We start from the raw sequence: 18,819 nt of genomic DNA, 5'->3' as shown, positions 1-18,819 counted from the left end.
TTAGAAATCCTTATAAAAGACGAGTTCCACTCGGGTATTGTTGTAATGATCTTTTGTATTTACTGGCACATCTTTAAAGTAATTGCCATATAGTCGTTCAACACGTAGTTTTATTGGTTGATAATTAAAAGGCTGCCATGAAATGCCGGGGCCATATTCAAATAAATTATTGTAATACTCATCTTTACTGTCAGCTAAGCCATGCAATTTCAAATAAGCCTGTACAGTTCCGTTCTCACCTTTATAGACATTCAAACCCGTACGTAAGCGCAAATCACCAATAACGTTATAATCTTCTCTAGAATAAGTCGCTGCATTGCCATATAAATCAGTGAAGTAATCATTAAAGCAAAGTGAATGATTACAATTATTTTGAGAGTACCATTCTTGATAACCTGTCACCCCACCGACAACACTTTCACGAAATTTATCTCTATTTCGATCAATCAGATCGTAACTTCCCCCCACTTCTAAATACATTCGTACAGGTATAGATGTCCAAGGTTGGTAATTAGCACCAACACCTAGAGTTACTGCATTTTCATCAATAATTTCAGGTCTTACCCCGCCCTGAGATTGGGTATCACGGTTTAGGTTTAAAAAGCCGTACACCTGTGCTCGACCATTATCAAGATTCTTACCATAGCGAGCTTTAAGTGGGAAAATCACATCGTCGTAACGTGACTCATATGAAGGTGCAAAATACACATCACGGAAATAAGTTTTGACTTCCCCTCCACTTAAATTCTTTACGGCCTGTGTCGCTTTATTGGCAATATCGGCATCTTTAGATTGCGTAAGCTCCTTAAAAACTACCAAAGCTTCTTTATTATTTTTTTGAGAGTTAAGCAGATAGGCTTCTTGGAGTTTTAAATTATCATCTGCTGGATCTAATGCCTCTGCTTTTCTTAAACTTTGCAAAGCTGCTTCTTGTTTGCCTATTCTAATCTGCAAATAAGTTAAACTTTTCCATACTTTAATATCTTGAGGTGTCATTTCACCGAGCTCTAATAATAACTTCTCGGCATTTTCAGGTTGAGTCTTCTCAATTTTATAAAATTGGTCCCATTTATCATAAATCGGATTACCTGGTTTATATTCTTGATTAACAATCTCTTGGGCAAATGTAGTCTCCATGCTTAAGAGGCCTAAAGCTGGACAGATCGAACCAATAACGATGAGGGAACGGGTTAGAGATTTTATTGTTTTGTTATTCATTGAGACCTCTAGAGTAAAGTGGATAGAATATTTGCGTAGAAGTAAGATTAAAATTTAATCAATAAATATTATAATTAAACTTATAAATTACACTATTTGGTAAGTAGGCTAGGTTCCATAAATCGTTCATTTTATCTCCTTTTATATTATGTTTTGAAAAGTAGTTATCTGATTGTTTTTCCTATAATGACACATTTTTTAATCGTATTATTGTAAATAATCTTATAGGATAAGATAAAAATTTATAACTAAAAAAGGTAAAGTCATGTCCTTTTCCCAACATCCAGAACATCATTTTATTCACCGCTCAGGTTGGTTAAGGGCAGCCGTTTTAGGCGCTAATGACGGAATTATTTCTGTTACTAGTCTAATCATGGGAATGGCTGCAAGTGGAGCCACTGCTCATACGCTTCTTATTACCTGTATTGCTGGTTTAATTTCTGGTGCAACTTCTATGGCTGCCGGAGAGTATATTTCTGTAAAATCACAAGAAGATATTGAAAAAGCAGACTTAAAATTTGAGGCACAAGAACTCAAAAAGCATCCGCAACGTGAATTGGATGAGCTCACCCAAATTTATATAGCCAGAGGCTTAGAACCAGATTTAGCTCGGCAAGTTGCGACTGAACTTACAAATCATGATGCCTTAGGTGCTCACGCACGTGATGAAATTGGTATTCATGAAAATACAGCAGCAAATCCTGTTCAAGCCGCATTAGCTTCAGCTGGCTCATTTTCATTTGGGGCATTGTTTCCTATGCTCGCTATTCTACTCAGTCCTGAGATATGGGTCGAAAAAACAGTTCTAATATTTGGCATTATTTCATTAGCTTTTTTAGGGGCACTATCAAGTCATTTCGCAGGTACTTCTAAGCTGAAAGGAAGTTTACGCATTACCTTGTGGGGAATTTTAGCGATGGCTTTTTCAAGCTGGATCGGATCTTTGTTTCATGTTACTCCACTTTAAAAAACCAGAACTTTTAAATATTTAAGAAATAAATATTTAAAAACTAAATGCCCAATATTATTTGCTCTTGGTTCTGATTTCACGTTATGGTGAAGAGAAAGAAATGAGGTGAATAAAATGACCCTGTTACAACAACTTGAAATTAAACATCCTATTTTTCTTGCCCCTATGGCGGGTGTGTCTACCCCTGAACTTGCTGCAGAAGTTTCTAATCAGGGTGGTCTTGGGTCATTAGGACTTGGAGCAAATACGGCGCAAAGTGCTCGAGAACAAATTTTAAAAACCCAAACACTTACAGAAAAATCATTTCAGGTTAATTTTTTCTGCCATCAGCCCGAACAACTTAACCCTCAAACCTCAGCACAATGGATTGAATATTTACGGCCACAGTTTGAAAAGTTCGGAGAACAGCCTCCTCAAAACTTAAACTGTATTTATCCAAGTTTTCTTGATAACGATGATTTTCTAAATGTCGTATTAGAAACCAAACCTAAAGCGGTCAGTTTTCATTTTGGCATTCCCCATCCCCATCAAATTCAGGCATTAAAAGATGCCGGAATTATCACTATGGTTTCTGCTACTAATTTAGTTGAAGCACAAGCCATTGAAGCGGCTGGTATAGATATTATTATTGCTCAAGGGATTGAAGCAGGTGGACACCGTGGAATCTTTAATAAGACTTTTGATGCAGCAATTAAAACGAGTGATTTAGTACATCTGATTGTCCAACATTGCAAACGACCTGTAGTAGCCGCTGGTGGCATTATGAACGGCGCACAAGCACGACATATGTTGAGCTTAGGAGCTACAGCTATTCAACTCGGAACTGCTTTCGTTCAATGTCCATCTTCAAATGCATCTGCCGAGTACCGTAAAGCTTTATTTAATGAGTCTGTGACGCAAATTAGTGCCAGTCTTTCTGGACGTCCGGCCCGTGGATTGCTCAACCATTGGCACACACAAATTGATTTACCTAATCGCCCTCCTCAACCAGAATATCCATATACCTATGATTTAGCCAAGCAACTCAATGCAATTGCAAGCAAAAATAAAGACTATGGCTTCGGTGCTTTTTGGGCGGGTAGTAATGTCTCACAAATACGTGAATTAGCTGCTGCCGATTTAGTTAATCAGCTAGTGGTAGAAATGCTAGAAGATGAGTAAATTTAAAAAAAGCCAGTAAACATTTACTGGCTTTTTCTTTAATGAGCTTCTAGTAAATTAACCTGCTCAACTTGCACATCACTCATCAAATTGCCTTCAGCTAATAGCTGATTAAAATAGTTTTCGACCACTAATGCTTGTTCAGCAGTACTTTCAACTTTATACATATTTTGGCGGAATTCGTTACTTGAGCGTAATCCTTTTGTGTACCAAGCAATATGTTTACGGGCAATACGACATCCAGAATATTCACCATAAAATTGATAAAGTTCTGATAAATGCCCAAGTAGCACATGCTGCACCTCTTCAATATTAGGTGCAGCTAAGTACTCTCCAGTTTTTAAATAATGAGCAATTTCACGGAAAATCCATGGTCGACCTTGGGCAGCACGACCAATCATGATTGCATCAGCACCTGTATAATCGAGCACATATTTTGCCTTTTCAGGACTATCAATATCACCGTTTGCAATAAGTGGAATATTGATTAACTCTTTGACATGTTTGATCAAATCATAACGTGCTGTATTTAAATACATGTCTTCACGGGTGCGACCATGTAAAGCCAATGCAGCAATTCCCGCTTCTTCTGCTCTTTTTGCGACTCTTAAAATATTTTCTTGACCATTTAAAAAGCCCAAACGGGTTTTTAATGTCACAGGAACGTCAACAGCAGTGACCACTGCATCAAGAATTCGTGCTACTAAATCTTCATCTTGTAATAATGCTGAACCAGCAAGTTTGTTACATACTTTTTTGGCTGGACATCCCATATTGATATCAACAATTTGTGCGCCATTTGCCACTTGATAACGTGCAGCTTCTGCTAATTGCTCAGGATCAGAACCTGCAATTTGAGCAGAAATTGGAGCGAGTTCGCCGTCAAAATTTGCACGGTAAAGGCTTTTTTTACTCATCCGCAAAGTCTTATCGGCAGTCATCATTTCACTGACTGCATGGCCTGCGCCAAAATACTTGCAGAGCGTTCTAAATGGACGGTCAGTGACCCCAGCCATAGGAGCAACGATTAAATTATTTGACAGTTGATAGGGACCAATATACATATATATTCATACAATTGATGATCAACATAGTATACTTCATCCGCTTAATCGGCTCATCTTTTTATGCAGGTGCTTTCCTCGCCATGAACAAACCGTTGTCTTCCCGTTTTTTATTAAAATCATTCGGTATGGCTGCCGTATGCATGAGTTTAGCTGCTTGTGGTGATAAAGCTTGGTGGTCAAATAATGATGAGCCTGAATTAGAAAGCCAGCAAATTAAAAAGTTAATTCCATCGCGTGTGCATGATCGTGAATCATGGGCTAAAGATATTGACGACATTATGAAAGACTTGGATATTCCTAAAACGAAGAAAAATGTCTGTAGTATTGTGGCTGTAGTAGATCAAGAATCTAACTTTGTTGCCAACCCTCAAGTACCGGGATTAGGCCAAAAAGCAGTTGAAGAAGTTAGCACACGTTTAAATGAAAAGTTTGAAGATAAGCTTGGCAAAACCATTGGTGGAACAATTGCCGGTTATTTTGAAGAAGTGCTAAGAACTCAGCCTTCTCCCGATAACAACTATATGAGTCAAATGCGTAAGGTTAAAACCGAGAAAGACCTCGACTTACTTTACCGAGAAATTTTCGATTTTATGGCTAAGCATTACCATGTGAGTGCATTAACAGGTGCGGCCAAATTAGTTGGACAAGATATTGGCGAGAAAATGAACCCTATTACGACTTTGGGTTCTATGCAAGTTCATATTAACTATGCGAAAGCCAATAAACGCTCAAGCATGAATACTGCTGCACTTCGTGATGACTTATATACTGAATATGGCGGTTTATATTATGGTATTCATCGTTTAATGGTTTATCCAGCAGACTACGATAAAGCCATTTATCGATTTGCAGACTATAACTCAGGTATGTATTCTAGCCGTAATGCTGCTTTTCAAAGCATGTTAAATGACCTAACAGATACAGAAATCAGTCTTGATGGTGATCTACTTCTTTATACAAAAGATGGTGATCCACGCCCTACTCAAAGCCAGTCAGAAAAAGAACTGATTACTGTATTTGCAAAAAATAATGTATTGGTTACCCCACGACAAATTCGTGATGATCTTAAATTAGAAAAAGAGAAAAAGTTTGAAAGTACTCAAACCTATATTGCTCTGACGAAACTTTATAAAGCAAAGACAGGTAAAGACCCTATCTATGCAATGATGCCACAAGTGGTCATTTCTGGGCCAAAATTAAGTCGTGACTATAATACCAACTGGTATGCAACCCGCGTAAACGGACGATATGAATCATGTATGCAACGAGCGAAACGCATAAGACTATAAAAAGTCTCGCCCTGTTCGATTTTGATGGAACCTTGTGTAGTAAAGATAGTTTTACAGGGTTCATCTTTTATGCTTTGTCTAAGCGCCATATTGTTAAACAAGGCTTGAAAATCCTGCCATGGATTCAAGCCTACTATCTTAACTTTTATCCAGCCCATGCTATGCGTGCCAAGTTATTTCGTAGCATGTTCAAAAATACCCCTGCAATTGAGCTGCAAAGATTAGGTGAAGAATATGCTCAAGATTTAGTCTCTTCGCTTTCACCTGAACTTTTCACACAGTTACAACACCATCAGTTACGTGGTGATCGAGTGGTACTGGTTTCAGCTTCAATTGATGTCTACCTTGCCCCACTTTGCAAACTACTGAATATCGAATTAATTTGTACTGAAACTCAAATTAAAAACGGCATGATGACAGGTTACTACTCCACCCCAGATTGTAGTAGTGAACAAAAGAAGTTAAGAATACATCAGCAATATACGCTCCAGCATTACCATCAAGTTTATGCGTATGGTAATAGCTCAGAAGACCTAGATATGCTCAGTCTCGCGACACACCCCTATATGGTGGGTGAAGACCGTGTGCTACCTAGTTTAACACCAGAAAAAAAGCTCGCATAAAGCGAGCTTTTTTATTTAGACATAACTTAATAAATTGCCATATGATCGCGATGAATCATTTCAAGTGAACGAGCTTCACCTAACACTTGATAAACCTTATCTGAGGCTAAGCCTTTAATAATTTCAGCAGATCGTGAACTGAAATTCACTCGACCTACTGCAATACGTTTACCTTGTTTATCTACACATTCAACCACATCGCCACGATCAAAATGTCCTTCAACAGTTTTAACTCCAACAGGGAGCAAACTGCGATGTTTTAATTTAATCGCTTCAACAGCACCATCATCAATTACAAGACGGCCTGCCGTTTGTAAATGAGCAGCGAGCCATTGTTGATGAGCAGTCATACGGTCTTTATCTGTAGTAAACAACGTACCTAGCATTTCACCTGCCATCGCACGTGACAAGACATTATCACTTTCACCACTCGCAATGAGTGTTGGACAACCAGACTTAGCAGCTAAACGTGCGGCACGAACCTTAGTCACCATACCACCTCTGCCAAGCACACCGCCACCGCCAGCCATTTCGAATAAAACATCATCCATGGCACGAACAGTAGAGAGTAATTTCGCATCGGGGTTGTGACGCGGATCTGAGTCAAACATACCCTGCTGATCAGTTAAAATAATCAACAATTCTGCATGAACCTGACCTGCAACCATCGCAGCTAAAGTATCGTTATCACCAAAGCGAATCTCGTCGGTAGATACCGTGTCATTTTCATTAATAACCGGAATTACACGCCAATCAATCAAGTTTTGCAAAGCATCACATGAGTTTAAATAACGACGGCGGTCTGCTAAATCATCATGAGTGAGTAAAACCTGAGCAGTACGAATGCCATGTTCTTCAAGTACACTAGACCAAGTATGAATTAAACCCATCTGCCCAATTGCAGCACAGGCTTGTAGACTGGGTAGATCGGTGGGTCGACTTGCAAGCTTCATACGAACCATACCTTCAGCCACAGCTCCAGAAGACACTAAAATAATTTCGTGTCCTGCATTGTGTAAATCTGCAATCTGTTTCGCCCAATGCGAAATAGCATTCAAATCTAAACCTTGCCCATTGGCTGTGAGTAAAGATGATCCGATTTTAACAACGATTCGTTTACACTCACTGAGCTGACGTTGCCCATCGACCACTTCTATCATGTTTTCCTCGGTTTTTTAGTCACGAACGTAGATGCTTTCTACATCATTGTCGTCTTCATCATCGTCAAAATCATCATCATCGCCCAACATGCCTTCAAGACGTTGTGCTCGACGCATAGCGCGATATGCTTCTTTTGCCGCAATGGTTTGTTCACGTGTTTCAACTTCTAGTTGTTCACGGAAAGCTCTTACTTCTGCTGCATATTCAGGATCTTCAACTTCGCGTTCACGTTGTTGTTCAATCTGATCCATGAGGTAATACACAACGTCTTTTGTACCTTCACTTAATAGACCTGATGTCTTAAAGACAGGCCCAGTCCACTCTAGTTCATCTAGAATATGCTGACACCACTCTTCACGACTTTCTTCAGCAATCTGATCAAGTTTATTCAGCACTAAAACAATCGGAAGTTTAGCCAAAGTAGGAGAAAACTTAGCTAACTCATTCATAATTGCTTTTGCATTATGCGCAGGATCCGAACCGTCAATTGGTTGCACATCAATAATGTGTAAAAGGATACGCGTACGTGCCAAATGTTTAAGGAAACGAATTCCTAAACCAGCACCTTCCGCTGCACCTTCAATCAAACCAGGAATATCGGCCATTACAAATGAACGATGACGGTCAGCATCTACAACGCCAAGGTTTGGAACCATGGTTGTAAATGGATAATCTGCTACTTTTGGTTTTGCAGCACTTACAGCACGAATAAAGGTTGATTTACCAGCATTTGGCATACCCAATAAACCAACATCTGCCAATACTTTTAATTCAAGACGAATTTCACGAAATTCACCTTTGATGCCTGTCGTACATTTACGCGGAGCACGGTTAGTTGATGATTTAAAGTGGGTATTCCCCAAACCACCATCACCACCACCTGCAACCAGAATTCTTTGGCCATCTTCAACCAAATCGCCAATAATATCGCCTGAATCTGTATCAACAATTGTTGTACCAACGGGTACTTTTAAAACCACATCTTCACCACCACGTCCGGTACAGTTAGCGCCTGCACCATTCTTTCCGCGCTCAGCACGGAACTTACGTGTGTAACGGTAATCGACTAGCGTACTTGTATCATCATCAGCTTGAATATAGATACTTCCACCACGTCCGCCATCACCACCATCTGGGCCACCAAATGGTACAAATTTTTCACGGCGAAAACTGGCTACGCCATTGCCACCGTCGCCAGCCTCTACGGTAATGACTGCTTCATCAACAAAGCGCATCTGCCAATCCTCTAAAAACTCTAAAACCGCCTATTCTGCCATATTTTCATAAAATTCTCGAATAGAAAATGGGACAATTCCCATTTATAACGGTCTGTTTTTATCTTTAAGTCATCAAAAGCAATTTAGATTTACAAATACGGGCTTTACCCAACATAAAATGCAGAATAACTATTTAATTTTTAAGGATGCACATTGCGCAGTGGCAAGGTCATTTGCATATCAAGATTTGCTTTTGTTTTTGGAACCGAATTATACATGATGGCATTAAATGAAGAGACATTCCCCATTTCCATAGGGTCATTCACTTGTAGACTTGGGTTAAACCGATGTTTAACAGATAAATTTACTGGCTCATCAAATTCAAAATAAACAGGACCATCAAAAACAATTTTAACTGGAATGGTATAACTACGTTTTAAATTAAAAGGAACATCTAGCTTGATAGGAATATCTAGTTTAAGTGGAAATTTTGGTAAAAATTTACTTTGGTAGACGAGGTCTGTAGTAGTTTCAAGAGGCATAACCTGATCAATTTTTAAAGTTGTTGAATAGTCAACGCTCACTGTAATTGGTGTCTCTACAGCAAAACTTAAATCTGCCAGATATTTCCCTTTTAAAGGTAAAGTTAGTTGGCGGTCTATATCTAATGTTGTATCAAGTTTACCAATAGATTGAACCTGTAAAGTATTGCCAACTTGAATCTTTGTTTCTAAAGAGTCAGGCAAACTAATATCCGCATTATGAGCCGAAACAACTAAATTAGCTTGAATATTGAGATATACCCAAAACATAACAGCAGCAAGGATCATCATTAAGAAAAAACTGATCAACATACTCTTGAGTGAACGAAACATTACTATTCACCCTATTGATCAGTTGTTGTCTGCGATGTTTCTGAACCCACTACCCGATTTAATCGCATAGTGGACAGAGGAATTTTTAACTCACCATTTGCAATCTTCACAGGCAATGTGTTTTTCACATCAACCGAAGCATTTAGTGCTGTTTTAACAGGGACATTCAAATTACCCTCAATTGGAATATTAGTATCCAATCTTGCTTTTAGAGGAATATGGAGATTTTCTTTTAATACCGTCCGCACTGGCGCATCAAATTTTAAATGAACCTTTTGCTCAAGCGGAACATTAATATCAATCGGAACATCAAGTTTTAATGGAATTGTTCCTTTTAATGGTAACGTAATATCACGTCCCAAAACCCTCACCTGAACCTTCGTATCGATTGGTAAATTCTGCTCAACTTTTAATGTTTCTTTGACAGGAATTGTAGTGCTAATCGGCACCATATTATCGAAGTAAACACGTGGAGTTAATGTCTGTGTTAATGGAATATTCAGTTTCTCATCAATTGGAATACTGGCATTTACCCGCCCTTTTACATCCACGTTTAAAGCATCTTGTACTTTAACCTTAACTTGTAGAGGTTCTTGCAAGTCAATAGCAACTGCTTGATTCTTCAAAGGAATGTAAATATTAAAATGCTTAAACACCCATATTGCAATGAGTACACCACATAAATTGGCAATAATGATGAATATAAAAACGACCAACAAACGTTTAAACTGCGACAATTCCTATCCCTTACTATTTTCTTTTTTTCCTTAATTCCTATTCTCATTTATTTACAAAAAATAGTCAGCATATATTTTGTACGGTTGTAAAAAAACCCAGCCTAAACTGGGTCTTTTTGTGAAAATCTTTTATAGATCGTTAAATGATCTTAAGCATTCAATTCTGCTGGAATTTTTTTGTAGCTTACGCCGCACATTTGTTCAGCGATACGTAATACCTGACAGCTATAACCAACTTCGTTATCGTACCAAACATAAGCAGTTAAACGGTTACCAGAAGTAATCGTTGCTTGAGCATCATATACACCAGCAGTACGAGAACCGATAAAGTCACTCGATACAACTTCAGTCGAGTTGGTATAACCAATTTGACCTTGAAGACTAGAGTTAATCGAAATTTGACGAATGTATTCGTTCACTTCTTCACGATCAACTTCTTTATCAAGCGTTAAGTTCAAGATAGCAAGAGATACGTTTGGCGTAGGAACACGTACAGAGTTACCAGTTAACTTACCTTTCAATGCAGGTAATGCTTTAGCAACAGCTTTAGCAGCACCAGTTTCAGTAATAACCATGTTCAATGTAGCTGCACGACCACGACGATCTGCTTTATGGTAGTTATCAATTAAGTTCTGGTCATTTGTAAATGAGTGAACAGTTTCAACGTGACCGTTAAGAACTTTATATTTGTCATCCAATACTTTAAGAATTGGAGTAATTGCATTTGTTGTACAACTTGCAGCAGAGATGATTTTGTCTTCATCTAAGATATCTGTGTTGTTTACGCCAAATACAACGTTTTTCATTTCGCCTTTACTTGGTGCAGTCAATACAACACGTGCAACGCCTGGGCATTTCAAGTGTTGGCTCAGACCTTCAGCATCACGCCATTTACCAGTGTTATCGATTAAAAGCGCGTTTTGAATACCGTATTCAGTATAGTCAACTTCACTTGGGCTTGATGCATAAATCACTTTAATGAAGTTACCGTTAGCAATGATTGCTTCGTTTTCTTCATCAACAGCGATTGTACCAGCGAAAGTGCCATGAATAGAGTCACGACGAAGTAAAGAAGCACGTTTTGCTAAATCGCCATCAGAAGATTTACGCACAACGATTGCTTTAAGGCTTAGGCCACGACCTAAACCTGATTGGCTAATGATTAAACGAGCCAAGATACGGCCAATACGACCAAAACCATAAAGAACTACATCTTTAGGCTGTTCAGAAGTTGCACTACCTTTAATTGACTCAACTGCTTGAGCAACAAAAGCGTCAACATCACCGCCTTTTTCTTTATATTCAACTGCAAGTTTACCGATATCAACTTCTGCAGAACCAATGTTTTCAACTTTTGCTAAAGCTTCTAAAATTGGAAATGTATTTACAACAGAAAGCTCAACATCTACAACACGTGTACGACGGTGAGTTTTCAAAATTTGAATAACAGAACGGTTAATTAAAGAGCGACCGTAAACAGATACGACAATATTTTTTTCACGGTATAATTGACCGATTACGGCAATCATACGTTCCGCGATTTCTTCACGGTTTTTCCAACGGCCTTGGTGTTCAGCATGCAGGGCGATGATAGTGTCTTTGCTCACAGATACGTCCTCTAATTAATTATATCTAGGCGTGATTTTTTAAACCCCGTAATTGTAATGGAATTATCGACAAGAATGAATCAAAAGCTGACGTTAGTGGTTAGATTTTCCTAAAATTCATCATAAATTCATAAAATACCTATAATTATTTTTTATTATCTTATTGTTTAAAGCAGCTAAATTTTTGCTTTTTCTTACTTTTTAGATTCTGATGCTCTAATCATGAGCATCATTTTTTAATCTTTTTTGATATTTTGCGACGTTTAGCTGCAAATTTTTGGCTTTTTGACGTTGTTGATAAAGGTGAACTGCGCCTTCTAAAACGAGTACAAATACTGCACACCAGATCGGAATATAAGTAAACCATTCTTCTTGGCCAATACTCTCCCCTAAAACTAGAGAAGCTAAAGCAAGCAAAACTGGTTCCAGATATCCTAAAAGTCCAAACACAACTAAAGGTAAAAAGCGACTTGCCAGAATATAACTTCCCAAACCAATAGCACTTAAAATTCCAAGCCCAATAATGATCAAAGCAAGGCTCGGTTGATCTATAAATTTGCTATAAGGGAGTAAACCTGTATGGGTTAAATAAATCGCAATCGGCAAAATAATGACTAAGTCCCACCAAAAGCCGCCTAAATTGTCTGTTTTAATTTTTTTACGCAATAAAAAGTAGGCAGAATAACCAACCGCAACCAATGCAGTTTCCCAAGCAATGCTTCCTAAACGCCAGATTTCATGGCCCACACCAATGACAGCAAGAATAATTGCGACCCATTGAAATTTTGATATTTTTTCGCCATATAGCACACTTCCAGCCAATACTAAAACAAGCGGCAATAGAAAATATCCTAAAGATACTTGTAGGCCTCGCCCATGCATAGGCCCCCATAAAAACAGCCAAAGTTGGACTGAAGTTAAAACGGAGGTTGTGATTAACAACAATAATAAAGATGGCTTAGCCAAAATACGCTGGTAGATATTTTTGATATACGCTAAATCGCCACTCCACCACATAAACAAAGTTAGAAATGGGATTGTTGCAATAATCCGCCATCCGAAAGTTTGTTCACTATCAAGCTGGCCTAACAATTGAGTATAAAAATAAAGTACACCAAAAGTGACAGATGCCATGACAGACAAGCTCACGCCCTTAAACATCACCACCCTCTTAGACTTTAGTAAAAACAGCTCACCACAATACTTGATTTATCCACTATAAAAAAGAAAAAACCATGTGAAAACATGGTTTTTTCTTAATCAGACATTTACATTTATTCTTTATGTTCTGTACGGATAATATCGCGAATATCAAAACCCAATGTTTTTGCATAATTTAGATATTCATCCACCACTTCTTGTTCAGGATGAGGAGTTCTTGATAATACCCAAAGATATTTACGAGAAGGTTCTCCTACTAAAACAGTTTGATAGTCTTCATCTATTTTTAAAATCCAGTAATCTCCGCGAATAACTGGAATCCATCGCACAGCTTCCGGTAAGAAACTCACCTTCAATTTGCTGTTATATGGCGGGTTAACCACGAAGGCTTCACCAATAGATTGCTGTAATTGTTTTCTATTGTCATAGCAGCGATTATCTACAACCACATTTCCATTTTCATTTAAGGTGTAAGTTGCAGATACGTTATAAGCACATTTTTTTTGGAAAAATGCAGGCTTACGGGCGACTTCATACCAAACACCTAAATATCGGTCCAGTTCAACTTTATAAACAGTTTGCAAGGGTTTCGGCTGAGCATAGACATAGGTTCCAACAGCTAAACCAGCCAAAACGACACCGCCTAACGCAATTTTAGCCAAACGCCAACTGGCTTGCGGAACATTATTTCGAAATGCCATTGTTGCCCTCAACGATTAGTTGTGAATACAAAAGAACTCAAATATCTACAGTAGCTTGTTTTTTAAACACATTATGTAGCGTTATGTATTCATTTATTGCAACATCTGCGCTTTTAATCGAAGAATTTCATCACGTATCCGCGCTGCTTGCTCAAATTGTAAATCTTTCGAGGCCTTCAACATATCTTTTTCAAGCTTAGTAATATGTTTACTAAACAATTTAGGGTCTGAAAGAATATGTCTTTCATCGGCACTCAATGCTTGTGCTTGTTCAAGTACTTTTTCATCAATCTCGTCGTCTGAAAGTACCTCACCCGAGTCAATTTCTTTGACAGCCTGACGAACCGCACTCCGCGGCGTAATACCATGCAACTCATTAAATTCAATTTGCTTGGCTCTACGGCGATCAGTTTCATCTATTGCTTTTTGCATAGAGTCAGTAATTCGGTCAGCATATAAAATTGCTTTACCTTTTACATTACGCGCAGCACGACCGATTGTCTGAATAAGAGAACGTTCCGAACGTAAAAAGCCTTCTTTATCTGCATCTAAAATGGCAACCAAAGAAACTTCTGGCATATCCAGACCTTCACGTAGCAGGTTAATACCGACTAAAACATCGAATACGCCTGTACGTAATTCATGAATAATTTTGACACGTTCAACCGTATCAATATCTGAGTGGAGATAAGCCACCTTAACGCCATATTCTTTTAAATATGAAGTCAGATCTTCTGCCATACGCTTCGTTAAAGTCGTAATTAATACCCTTTCATTCAAACTCTTACGAATATTAATTTCAGAAAGAACATCATCCACTTGGGTTAAGACAGGACGAATCTCAATTTCAGGATCGATAAGACCTGTTGGACGTACCACCTGTTCAACGATTTGATCTGACTTTTCTAATTCATATTTAGCAGGTGTTGCACTTACAAAAATGGTGGTCGGTACAATACGTTCCCACTCTTCAAACTTCATTGGACGGTTATCAAGCGCACTTGGTAAACGGAAGCCATAGTTTACTAAGTTTTCTTTACGCGATCGGTCACCTTTATACATCGCTCCAATTTGTGGAACCGTAACGTGTGACTCATCAATAATCAGCAAAGCATCTTCTGGAATATAGTCGAATAAAGTCGGCGGAGCTTCACCAGATGGTCGGCCAGACAAATGACGTGAATAGTTTTCGATACCATTGGTATAACCCAACTGCTGCATCATTTCTAGATCGTAACGTGTCCGTTGCTCAATACGCTGTGCTTCGAGCAATTTGTCATGTTCACGGAAGAATTTAAGTTGATCTTGTAATTCATCCTTAATTGTATCGATGGCACGTGTTAAATGATCTTTTGGTGTTACATAGTGGCTTTTCGGATAAATCGTTACTCGAGAAACTTTACGAACCATTTTACCTGTTAGCGGGTCAAACCAACGGATTGAGTCGACCTCATCATCAAATAGTTCAATGCGAATAGCATGTTGATCAGATTCTGCTGGGAAAATATCAATAATTTCGCCGCGAATTCGATATGTACCACGTAAGAATTCAAGTTCATTACGCGTATATTGCATTTCAACCAAACGGCGGATGATTTCATCACGGCTTACTCGATCACCCTCGACCACATGCAGCAACATTTGCATATAAGCATTTGGGTCGCCCAAACCATAAATTGCAGACACCGATGCCACAATAATTGCATCACGACGTTCTAATAAAGCTCGTGTTGCAGATAATCGCATCTGGTCAATGTGATCATTAATGGCAGCATCTTTTTCGATGAACGTATCCGAAGATGGAACGTAAGCCTCTGGCTGGTAGTAATCGTAATAACTTACAAAATATTCAACCGCATTATTAGGGAAGAAAGATTTAAACTCACCATAAAGTTGGGCAGCCAAAGTTTTGTTATGGGCCATCACAATTGTAGGGCGCTGTGTTTGAGCGATCACATTTGCCATGGTATAGGTCTTACCTGAGCCAGTTACCCCTAACAATAACTGATTACGAAAACCATGCTCGATACCATTGACCAGCTTTTCAATTGCCTGTGGCTGATCACCTGCTGGCTGATAATGAGTGACCAAATCAAAAGGTTGATTTTCGTTCAAAGTTATCTCTCTTTATGAAAAAATTGAATTTAACGTCTCCCCTTTTAATGGGGATTTTTATCTTAATTTAAAGTGCAAATTGAGTTGGAAATTCAATGTAAAAGATTAAGCATCTTAACACTTGACCAATACTATAATCAGTTGCAACATGAAGCTATCCATTAAATAAAAAGCATAACCATGACCTATCAATATCATGATGAAAGTATTGTAACCGAACTTCCAGAAGATACAGTTTTTGTATTTGGTAGTAACCTTGCTGGACAGCATGGTAGCGGCGCAGCACGCGTTGCCAGTCAACACTTCGGAGCAGTTGAAGGTGTGGGGCGTGGCTGGGCTGGTCAAAGCTTTGCAATTCCAACTTTAAATGAACATATTCAACAAATGCCTCTTTCACAAATTGAGCACTACGTTGAAGATTTTAAGATATATGCAAAAAACCATCCTAAAATGAAATATTTTGTCACCGCTTTAGGTTGCGGCATCGCAGGTTATAAAGTCTCTGAAATTGCACCACTCTTTAAAGATATTGATCACAACGTTATCTTTCCAGAATCTTTTAAACCCTATGTTGAAGATAATGCAGTTTCACAATTTCCAACATTAACTCAAAAGATGGTAAAAAGTTTCATTAACGATGAAGTAATTTTTTATTTCAATCATGGAAGTGAATCTTTTGAAGAAGCCTTAGATAAAACAGATTTATCGGCTGCTGAAAAAGCGATTGCTCTTATTGTTTTAAATGAAGAGCTCTACCCTCGAGATCGATATGGCCGAGGTCGTGATCATGAACTTAGTGATATTTTAGGTAAGCTCAACGGTAAAATTTTTGACCTGCACGGGAACTCTGAGGGTGCGATGATTTTTGTGAGCGCAGTCGTTGCACTCATGGAACTTTATGATTTTGACGAGCAAGACTTTATCAAATTATGGCGTGGTGAAAAGAATATTGATCACCCTATTAATCGTTAATTTCTCTAATAAACTTATGAGCTAAGCAGATAATATCTGCTTTCTCATTATTTTATTTTTACTTACATTTAATTTTCTTATTTTTAATTATTCTAATAAATTTAAGTTCTTTATATTCCCAAATCTTAATTTTTCTCATTATACTTTAAGGCAAACTGAATACTTAAAGAAACATATGGAAACTTTAGATTCTTCAATTTTTGACCTTAGCCCAATTCCAATGTGGATTGAGGATTTCAGTGAAGTTAAACAACAATTTGATCTATGGAGAAATCAAGGTATTGAAAACCTCCATGAATTTTTAAGCCAAAATAAAAATTTAATTATTGAATGTGCCCATAAAATTAAAATTGTCCGTGTGAATCAAAAAACATTAGAACTTTTTGAAGCAAAAACTCACGAAGAACTATATTCGAGTTTAAATCTTATTTTTAAAAAAGAGATGTTTGAATCACATATTAATGAATTACAAGAACTATGGAATGGTAAAACCCATTTTTCAAGTACGACTGTAAATTACACTTTATCGGGCAAACGTATTGATGTTCAGTTAAGAGGCTCAATTTTACCTGGTTCTGAATCGACTTTTGAACGTGTATTAATTACTACCGAAGACATTACGCCTTATCAAAATGCGCTTCGTGAAGAAGAAAAAAATCGTCGCTTGGCTGAATCCATGTTTATCTACTCACCCACGTCTCTGTGGGTCGAAGATTTCAGCCGTATAAAAAATAGAATTGATCAACTTAGGCTATTGGGAATTGAAGATTTTAGAACTTTTCTAGATGTTCATCCTGAATTTGTCCGTCAGTGTGTAGAAGATATTCTGATTCTAGATGTTAATCAGGCAACTCTCGATTTATTTAAGGCCCCTGATAAATCCACACTTTTCAGAAATACACATAAGGTTTTTGCTGAAGAGATGATTGAAACATTTCGCGAGCAACTCATCGAATTATGGCAAGGTAATATTCATCATAAACGTGAAGCCATTAACTACGCTTTAGATGGCCAAATAAGAAATGTGTTGCTTCAATTTACCGTTTTCCCAGGATATGAAGAGACTTGGGGACTTGTACAAGTTGCACTTACCGATATTACCGCGCGAAAAAAAGCGGAAAACTACCTTGAATATTTAGGACAACACGATGTTCTTACCAAACTATATAACCGCGCTTTTTTTACAGAAGAACTGAATCGTTTAAACCGAAGCATTATTCGCCCTGTTTCTTCAATTTTCTTAGATATGAATGGTTTAAAAGAAACCAATGATCAGTTTGGTCATGATATTGGGGATGGTTTATTGCGTCGCGTTGGAAATATTTTAAGTCAGGCTATTTTAAATACGCCCTATACGGCTTCTAGAATAGGTGGTGATGAATTCGTAATTTTAATGCCGGGGGCAGATGAGGCGAATGTTCTTATTATGCTTCAAACCATTCAGGAGCTTTTTAATATCGACAATCAATATTATTCAAGTCACCCAATTAGCATCGCAATTGGACATGCAACCACTCAAACAAATGAACAAATTGAGGACATGTTAAAGCGAGCGGACCATCACATGTATCAAAAGAAAAAAAGTTATTATCAGGAAATTTTACTCAATCAATAAAAAACAGGCATATTGCCTGTTTTTCAAAATTAGCGTTTTCCCATAGAACGACGCGTACCACGTGGAGGCATCCACGTTCTATCTGCGTATTGCTCTGGTTTAGGACGTACTTGGTTGTGTACCGCATCGTCGGCTTGATTGCTTTCATTCGGCATTGGGAATGGCAATTTCACCAAAGCCTTTTTCTGTTTTGGCTGTTGCTCAGTCATGATTCATTCTCGAAATTTCGATTGCGACTTATTATAAATGATTTTTATCATTTCTTTCCAAAAAAGCTTCAATTGAATAAAACAGAGACAAGATCTTTCTTAAATCAAACTTTTTTACATC

The 18,819-nt window shown here is 38.0% G+C and carries 17 protein-coding genes; 6 read left to right on the top strand and 11 right to left on the bottom strand.

Going from position 1 to position 18,819, the window contains the following annotated elements; translation table 11 throughout:
• Positions 1-1,218 (bottom strand): tetratricopeptide repeat protein, encoded by a 1,218-nt coding sequence (locus K6I41_RS04870; RefSeq protein ID WP_250375304.1) that lies wholly within the window; start codon positions 1,216-1,218, stop codon positions 1-3.
• Positions 1,219-1,483: 265 nt separating this feature from the next.
• On the opposite strand from K6I41_RS04870, the gene K6I41_RS04865 reads away from it, so the two are divergent.
• The gene (locus K6I41_RS04865; RefSeq protein WP_199942859.1) at positions 1,484-2,185 is read left to right on the top strand and encodes a VIT1/CCC1 transporter family protein; all 702 of its coding nucleotides are present in this window, start codon (positions 1,484-1,486) and stop codon (positions 2,183-2,185) included.
• A 117-nt stretch (positions 2,186-2,302) separates the two neighbouring features.
• Positions 2,303-3,349: an NAD(P)H-dependent flavin oxidoreductase gene (locus K6I41_RS04860; RefSeq protein WP_250375303.1), complete on the top strand. Its 1,047-nt coding sequence runs from the start codon at positions 2,303-2,305 to the stop codon at positions 3,347-3,349.
• 38 nt (positions 3,350-3,387) lie between these two features.
• Here the strand turns inward: K6I41_RS04860 and dusB are convergent, their stop codons facing one another.
• Positions 3,388-4,413: a tRNA dihydrouridine synthase DusB gene (dusB, locus tag K6I41_RS04855; protein ID WP_250375302.1), complete on the bottom strand. Its 1,026-nt coding sequence runs from the start codon at positions 4,411-4,413 to the stop codon at positions 3,388-3,390.
• A gap of 83 nt (positions 4,414-4,496) precedes the next feature.
• Between dusB and K6I41_RS04850 the strand changes: the two genes are divergently transcribed.
• Together K6I41_RS04850 and K6I41_RS04845 are read left to right on the top strand one after the other, a co-directional pair.
• Positions 4,497-5,705 carry a DUF1615 domain-containing protein gene (locus tag K6I41_RS04850; protein WP_250375301.1) on the top strand — a complete coding sequence of 403 codons (1,209 nt, stop codon included), beginning with the start codon at positions 4,497-4,499 and terminating at the stop codon, positions 5,703-5,705.
• Positions 5,672-6,328, top strand: a complete 657-nt coding sequence (locus K6I41_RS04845) for an HAD-IB family hydrolase (RefSeq protein ID WP_250375300.1) — start codon at positions 5,672-5,674, stop codon at positions 6,326-6,328. Before K6I41_RS04850 ends, K6I41_RS04845 begins: the two co-directional genes overlap by 34 nt.
• A 26-nt stretch (positions 6,329-6,354) precedes the next feature.
• On the opposite strand, the gene proB is transcribed toward K6I41_RS04845, so the two are convergent.
• The 8 genes from proB to uvrB form a co-directional block, all read right to left on the bottom strand.
• A complete protein-coding gene (gene proB / locus K6I41_RS04840) occupies positions 6,355-7,488 on the bottom strand; it encodes a glutamate 5-kinase (RefSeq protein ID WP_004790764.1) in 1,134 nt (377 codons plus the stop codon).
• Positions 7,489-7,503: 15 nt separating this feature from the next.
• The gene (gene cgtA, locus K6I41_RS04835) at positions 7,504-8,724 is read right to left on the bottom strand and encodes an Obg family GTPase CgtA (protein ID WP_004790763.1); all 1,221 of its coding nucleotides are present in this window, start codon (positions 8,722-8,724) and stop codon (positions 7,504-7,506) included.
• A gap of 182 nt (positions 8,725-8,906) precedes the next feature.
• Positions 8,907-9,581, bottom strand: coding sequence for a hypothetical protein (locus K6I41_RS04830; RefSeq protein WP_005307432.1), 675 nt, complete (start codon positions 9,579-9,581; stop codon positions 8,907-8,909).
• 11 nt (positions 9,582-9,592) lie between these two features.
• Complete coding sequence (locus K6I41_RS04825; RefSeq protein ID WP_004790761.1) at positions 9,593-10,318, bottom strand: hypothetical protein; 726 nt, start codon at positions 10,316-10,318, stop codon at positions 9,593-9,595.
• A 149-nt stretch (positions 10,319-10,467) separates the two neighbouring features.
• Positions 10,468-11,925, bottom strand: coding sequence for a glyceraldehyde-3-phosphate dehydrogenase (locus K6I41_RS04820; protein WP_004790760.1), 1,458 nt, complete (start codon positions 11,923-11,925; stop codon positions 10,468-10,470).
• A 216-nt stretch (positions 11,926-12,141) separates the two neighbouring features.
• Positions 12,142-13,089 carry an EamA family transporter RarD gene (gene rarD / locus K6I41_RS04815; protein WP_081402201.1) on the bottom strand — a complete coding sequence of 316 codons (948 nt, stop codon included), beginning with the start codon at positions 13,087-13,089 and terminating at the stop codon, positions 12,142-12,144.
• A 110-nt stretch (positions 13,090-13,199) separates the two neighbouring features.
• Positions 13,200-13,787: a lipocalin family protein gene (locus K6I41_RS04810; RefSeq protein WP_005307444.1), complete on the bottom strand. Its 588-nt coding sequence runs from the start codon at positions 13,785-13,787 to the stop codon at positions 13,200-13,202.
• Positions 13,788-13,880: 93 nt separating this feature from the next.
• Positions 13,881-15,902: an excinuclease ABC subunit UvrB gene (gene uvrB / locus K6I41_RS04805; RefSeq protein WP_049837230.1), complete on the bottom strand. Its 2,022-nt coding sequence runs from the start codon at positions 15,900-15,902 to the stop codon at positions 13,881-13,883.
• A 180-nt stretch (positions 15,903-16,082) separates the two neighbouring features.
• Here uvrB and K6I41_RS04800 point away from each other — a divergent pair, with 180 nt between their 5' ends.
• Both K6I41_RS04800 and K6I41_RS04795 read left to right on the top strand, forming a co-directional pair.
• A complete protein-coding gene (locus K6I41_RS04800) occupies positions 16,083-16,874 on the top strand; it encodes an A1S_2505 family phage non-structural protein (RefSeq protein ID WP_004790757.1) in 792 nt (263 codons plus the stop codon).
• A gap of 175 nt (positions 16,875-17,049) precedes the next feature.
• Positions 17,050-18,489 (top strand): sensor domain-containing diguanylate cyclase, encoded by a 1,440-nt coding sequence (locus tag K6I41_RS04795; RefSeq protein ID WP_144732056.1) that lies wholly within the window; start codon positions 17,050-17,052, stop codon positions 18,487-18,489.
• 29 nt (positions 18,490-18,518) lie between these two features.
• Here the strand turns inward: K6I41_RS04795 and K6I41_RS04790 are convergent, their stop codons facing one another.
• Complete coding sequence (locus K6I41_RS04790; protein ID WP_002118942.1) at positions 18,519-18,698, bottom strand: hypothetical protein; 180 nt, start codon at positions 18,696-18,698, stop codon at positions 18,519-18,521.
• Positions 18,699-18,819 lie beyond the last annotated feature (121 nt).

Source organism: Acinetobacter sp. AS23, from assembly GCF_023612055.1.
Classification (GTDB): Bacteria; Pseudomonadota; Gammaproteobacteria; order Pseudomonadales; family Moraxellaceae; genus Acinetobacter; species Acinetobacter oleivorans.
Note: the sequence above shows the minus strand (reverse complement) of the source record. Positions and strands in the feature narration are given on the sequence as shown.

Excerpts from the sequence above, each read along its gene's own strand:
- K6I41_RS04870 (WP_250375304.1), bottom strand. The coding sequence starts at position 1,218 with ATGAATAACAAAACAATAAAATCTCTAACCCGTTCCCTCATCGTTATT.
- K6I41_RS04865 (WP_199942859.1), top strand. The coding sequence starts at position 1,484 with ATGTCCTTTTCCCAACATCCAGAACATCATTTTATTCACCGCTCAGGT.
- K6I41_RS04860 (WP_250375303.1), top strand. The coding sequence starts at position 2,303 with ATGACCCTGTTACAACAACTTGAAATTAAACATCCTATTTTTCTTGCC.
- dusB (WP_250375302.1), bottom strand. The coding sequence starts at position 4,413 with ATGTATATTGGTCCCTATCAACTGTCAAATAATTTAATCGTTGCTCCT.
- K6I41_RS04850 (WP_250375301.1), top strand. The coding sequence starts at position 4,497 with ATGAACAAACCGTTGTCTTCCCGTTTTTTATTAAAATCATTCGGTATG.
- K6I41_RS04845 (WP_250375300.1), top strand. The coding sequence starts at position 5,672 with ATGTATGCAACGAGCGAAACGCATAAGACTATAAAAAGTCTCGCCCTG.
- proB (WP_004790764.1), bottom strand. The coding sequence starts at position 7,488 with ATGATAGAAGTGGTCGATGGGCAACGTCAGCTCAGTGAGTGTAAACGA.
- cgtA (WP_004790763.1), bottom strand. The coding sequence starts at position 8,724 with ATGCGCTTTGTTGATGAAGCAGTCATTACCGTAGAGGCTGGCGACGGT.
- K6I41_RS04830 (WP_005307432.1), bottom strand. The coding sequence starts at position 9,581 with ATGTTTCGTTCACTCAAGAGTATGTTGATCAGTTTTTTCTTAATGATG.
- K6I41_RS04810 (WP_005307444.1), bottom strand. The coding sequence starts at position 13,787 with ATGGCATTTCGAAATAATGTTCCGCAAGCCAGTTGGCGTTTGGCTAAA.
- K6I41_RS04800 (WP_004790757.1), top strand. The coding sequence starts at position 16,083 with ATGACCTATCAATATCATGATGAAAGTATTGTAACCGAACTTCCAGAA.
- K6I41_RS04795 (WP_144732056.1), top strand. The coding sequence starts at position 17,050 with ATGGAAACTTTAGATTCTTCAATTTTTGACCTTAGCCCAATTCCAATG.
- K6I41_RS04790 (WP_002118942.1), bottom strand. The coding sequence starts at position 18,698 with ATGACTGAGCAACAGCCAAAACAGAAAAAGGCTTTGGTGAAATTGCCA.